At 53.4% G+C, this 4,747-nt stretch carries 2 rRNA genes; both read left to right on the top strand.

What is annotated here, in order from left to right:
- The first annotated feature begins 59 nt into the window (after window positions 1-59).
- A 16S ribosomal RNA gene (locus ACTWQB_RS16680) occupies window positions 60-1,621 on the top strand.
- 177 nt (window positions 1,622-1,798) lie between these two features.
- Window positions 1,799-4,725: ribosomal RNA gene (locus ACTWQB_RS16675) — 23S ribosomal RNA — on the top strand.
- Together the 16S and 23S rRNA genes form the textbook arrangement of a ribosomal RNA operon.
- The last annotated feature ends 22 nt before the right edge of the window (window positions 4,726-4,747 follow it).

The following is a 4,747-nucleotide window of genomic DNA, read 5'->3' as shown; positions in this document are numbered from 1 at the left end:
AGTTTTTCATCTGGATTGGCAGATGAAAAACCTTAAACTATTTAGCCAATCAAACTACTTTTATGGAGAGTTTGATCCTGGCTCAGGACGAACGCTGGCGGCGTGCCTAATACATGCAAGTCGAGCGCGGGAAGCAGACTGAATCCTTCGGGAGGACGTCTGTGGAACGAGCGGCGGACGGGTGAGTAACACGTGGGCAACCTGCCTGTAAGACTGGGATAACTCCGGGAAACCGGGGCTAATACCGGATAACTCATCGGATCGCATGATCCGATGTTGAAAGATGGCTTCTCGCTATCACTTACAGATGGGCCCGCGGCGCATTAGCTAGTTGGTGAGGTAACGGCTCACCAAGGCCACGATGCGTAGCCGACCTGAGAGGGTGATCGGCCACACTGGGACTGAGACACGGCCCAGACTCCTACGGGAGGCAGCAGTAGGGAATCATCCGCAATGGACGAAAGTCTGACGGTGCAACGCCGCGTGAGTGAGGAAGGCCTTCGGGTCGTAAAACTCTGTTGTTAGGGAAGAACAAGTTCCGTTCGAATAGGGCGGAGCCTTGACGGTACCTAACCAGAAAGCCACGGCTAACTACGTGCCAGCAGCCGCGGTAATACGTAGGTGGCAAGCGTTGTCCGGAATTATTGGGCGTAAAGCGCGCGCAGGCGGTTCCTTAAGTCTGATGTGAAAGCCCACGGCTCAACCGTGGAGGGTCATTGGAAACTGGGGAACTTGAAGACAGAAGAGGAGAGCGGAATTCCACGTGTAGCGGTGAAATGCGTAGAGATGTGGAGGAACACCAGTGGCGAAGGCGGCTCTCTGGTCTGTGCTTGACGCTGAGGCGCGAAAGCGTGGGGAGCGAACAGGATTAGATACCCTGGTAGTCCACGCCGTAAACGATGAGTGCTAGGTGTTAGGGGTTTCCACCCTTAGTGCTGCAGTTAACGCAATAAGCACTCCGCCTGGGGAGTACGGCCGCAAGGCTGAAACTCAAAGGAATTGACGGGGGCCCGCACAAGCGGTGGAGCATGTGGTTTAATTCGAAGCAACGCGAAGAACCTTACCAGGTCTTGACATCCTCGGACCACCCTAGAGATAGGGTCTTCCCTTCGGGGACCGAGTGACAGGTGGTGCATGGTTGTCGTCAGCTCGTGTCGTGAGATGTTGGGTTAAGTCCCGCAACGAGCGCAACCCTTGACCTTAGTTGCCAGCATTTAGTTGGGCACTCTAAGGTGACTGCCGGTGACAAACCGGAGGAAGGTGGGGATGACGTCAAATCATCATGCCCCTTATGACCTGGGCAACACACGTGCTACAATGGATGGTACAAAGGGCAGCAAAACCGCGAGGTCGAGCAAATCCCATAAAGCCATTCTCAGTTCGGATTGTAGGCTGCAACTCGCCTGCATGAAGCCGGAATCGCTAGTAATCGTGGATCAGCATGCCACGGTGAATACGTTCCCGGGCCTTGTACACACCGCCCGTCACACCACGAGAGTTGGTAACACCCGAAGTCGGTGGGGTAACCTTTTGGAGCTAGCCGCCGAAGGTGGGACCAATGATTGGGGTGAAGTCGTAACAAGGTAGCCGTATCGGAAGGTGCGGCTGGATCACCTCCTTTCTAAGGATATATAACGCGACTACAGACAGCTATTTTGTTTAGTTTTGAAGGATTAAATGCCTTCAAAACCTTTTTTGTGTCCACTGGACACGAGGTTAAGAACCTTGAAAACTAAATACGAACGCCAAAGCATCGAAACGATCAGATAAAGATTTAGAATGTCTTTTCACGTATAGAAGTTAAGTGAATAAGAGCGCACGGTGAATGCCTTGGCACTAGGAGCCGAAGAAGGACGGGACAAACACCGATATGCCTCGACGAGCTGTAAGTAAGCGTTGACTCGGGGATGTCCGAATGGGGAAACCCGCTATCCGTAATGGGATAGCATCCTGCACTGAATTCATAGGTGTTGGAAGGCAACTCGGGGAACTGAAACATCTCAGTACCCGAAGGAAGAGAAAGCAAACGCGATTTCCTGAGTAGCGGCGAGCGAAACGGAATTAGCCCAAACCAAGACGCATGCGTCTTGGGGTTGTAGGACACTCCATTGGAGTTACCAAGAATCTCTGTAGACGAAGCGACCTGGAACGGTCAGCCAAAGACGGTAACAGCCCGGTAGTCGAAACAGAGATTCCTCCGGAGTGGATCCTGAGTACGGCGGAACACGTGAAATTCCGTCGGAATCTGGGAGGACCATCTCCCAAGGCTAAATACTCCCTAGTGACCGATAGTGAACCAGTACCGTGAGGGAAAGGTGAAAAGAACCCCGGAAGGGGAGTGAAAGAGAACCTGAAACCGTGTGCTTACAAGTAGTCGGAGCCCGTTAATGGGTGACGGCGTGCCTTTTGTAGAATGAACCGGCGAGTTACGGTGGTCGGCAAGGTTAAAGGGAAGACCTGGAGCCGCAGCGAAAGCGAGTCTGAATAGGGCGACTAAGTCGGACACCGTAGACCCGAAACTGTGTGATCTACCCATGTCCAGGGTGAAGGTCAGGTAACACTGACTGGAGGCCCGAACCCACGTATGTTGAAAAATGCGGGGATGAGGTGTGGGTAGGGGTGAAATGCCAATCGAACACAGAGATAGCTGGTTCTCTCCGAAATAGCTTTAGGGCTAGCCTCAACGTGAGAGTCTTGGAGGTAGAGCACTGATTGGACTAGGGGCCCCTATCGGGTTACCGAATTCAGTCAAACTCCGAATGCCAATGACTTATCGTTGGGAGTCAGACTATGGGTGATAAGGTTCATAGTCGAAAGGGAAACAGCCCAGACCGCCAGCTAAGGTCCCTAAGTATGTGTTAAGTGGAAAAGGATGTGGCGTTGCTTAGACAACCAGGATGTTGGCTTAGAAGCAGCCACCATTTAAAGAGTGCGTAATAGCTCACTGGTCGAGTGACGCTGCGCCGAAAATATACCGGGGCTAAACACATCACCGAAGCTGCGGATTGTCCGTAGGACAGTGGTAGGAGAGCGTTCTAAGGGCGTTGAAGCTAGACCGTGAGGACTAGTGGAGCGTTTAGAAGTGAGAATGCCGGTATGAGTAGCGAAAAAGAAGTGAGAATCTTCTTCACCGTATGCCTAAGGTTTCCTGAGGAAGGCTCGTCCGCTCAGGGTTAGTCGGGACCTAAGCCGAGGCCGAAAGGCGTAGGCGATGGATAACAGGTTGACATTCCTGTACCACCTCCTCTCCATTTGAGCAATGGGGGAACGCAGGAGGATAGGGGAAGCGCGTCATTGGATGAACGCGCCCAAGCAGTGAGAGTGGTGGATAGGCAAATCCGTCCACCGTAAGCTTGAGCTGTGATGGGGAGGGAACATAAGTACCGAAGTCCCTGATTTCACACTGCCAAGAAAAGCCTCTAGCGAGGAGAGAGGTGCCCGTACCGCAAACCGACACAGGTAGGCGAGGAGAGTATCCTAAGGTGATCGGGAGAACTCTCGTTAAGGAACTCGGCAAAATGACCCCGTAACTTCGGGAGAAGGGGTGCTTGTCTAGGTTACGACCTAGCAAGCCGCAGTGAAAAGGCCCAAGCGACTGTTTATCAAAAACACAGGTCTCTGCGAAGCCGTAAGGCGAAGTATAGGGGCTGACACCTGCCCGGTGCTGGAAGGTTAAGGGGATGCGTTAGTCCTTTGGACGAAGCGTTGAACCGAAGCCCCAGTAAACGGCGGCCGTAACTATAACGGTCCTAAGGTAGCGAAATTCCTTGTCGGGTAAGTTCCGACCCGCACGAAAGGTGCAACGACTTGGGCACTGTCTCAACGAGAGACCCGGTGAAATTATACTATGCGTGAAGATGCGCATTACCCGCGACAGGACGGAAAGACCCCGTGGAGCTTTACTGTAGCCTGATATTGAATGTTGGTACAGCTTGTACAGGATAGGTGGGAGCCTTAGAAGCCGGAGCGCTAGCTTCGGTGGAGGCATCCGTGGGATACCACCCTGGCTGTACGGACATTCTAACCCAGGACCGTGATCCGGTCCGGAGACAGTGTCAGGTGGGCAGTTTGACTGGGGCGGTCGCCTCCCAAAAGGTAACGGAGGCGCCCAAAGGTTCCCTCAGAATGGTTGGAAATCATTCGCAGAGTGTAAAGGCAGAAGGGAGCTTGACTGCGAGACCTACAAGTCGAGCAGGGACGAAAGTCGGGCTTAGTGATCCGGCGGTTCCGAATGGAAGGGCCGTCGCTCAACGGATAAAAGCTACCCCGGGGATAACAGGCTTATCTCCCCCAAGAGTCCACATCGACGGGGAGGTTTGGCACCTCGATGTCGGCTCATCGCATCCTGGGGCTGTAGTCGGTCCCAAGGGTTGGGCTGTTCGCCCATTAAAGCGGTACGCGAGCTGGGTTCAGAACGTCGTGAGACAGTTCGGTCCCTATCCGTCGTGGGCGTTGGAAATCTGAGAGGCGCTGTCCTTAGTACGAGAGGACCGGGATGGACACACCGCTGGTGTACCAGTTGTTCCGCCAGGAGCACCGCTGGGTAGCTACGTGTGGCAGGGATAAGTGCTGAAAGCATCTAAGCATGAAGCCCCCCTCAAGATGAGATTTCCCATTGCTTCGAGCAAGTAAGATCCCTCAGAGACGATGAGGTTGATAGGTCCGAGGTGGACGCGTGGTGACACGTGGAGCTGACGGATACTAATCGATCGAGGACTTAACTTCGATTTGAAAAGACGTTAAATGA

Origin of the sequence: Piscibacillus sp. B03 (assembly GCF_052246295.1) — a bacterium.
GTDB lineage: Bacteria > Bacillota > Bacilli > Bacillales > Alkalibacillaceae > Piscibacillus.
The sequence above is the reverse complement of the archived record's forward strand: the minus strand, read 5'-3'. Positions and strand labels throughout refer to the sequence as shown.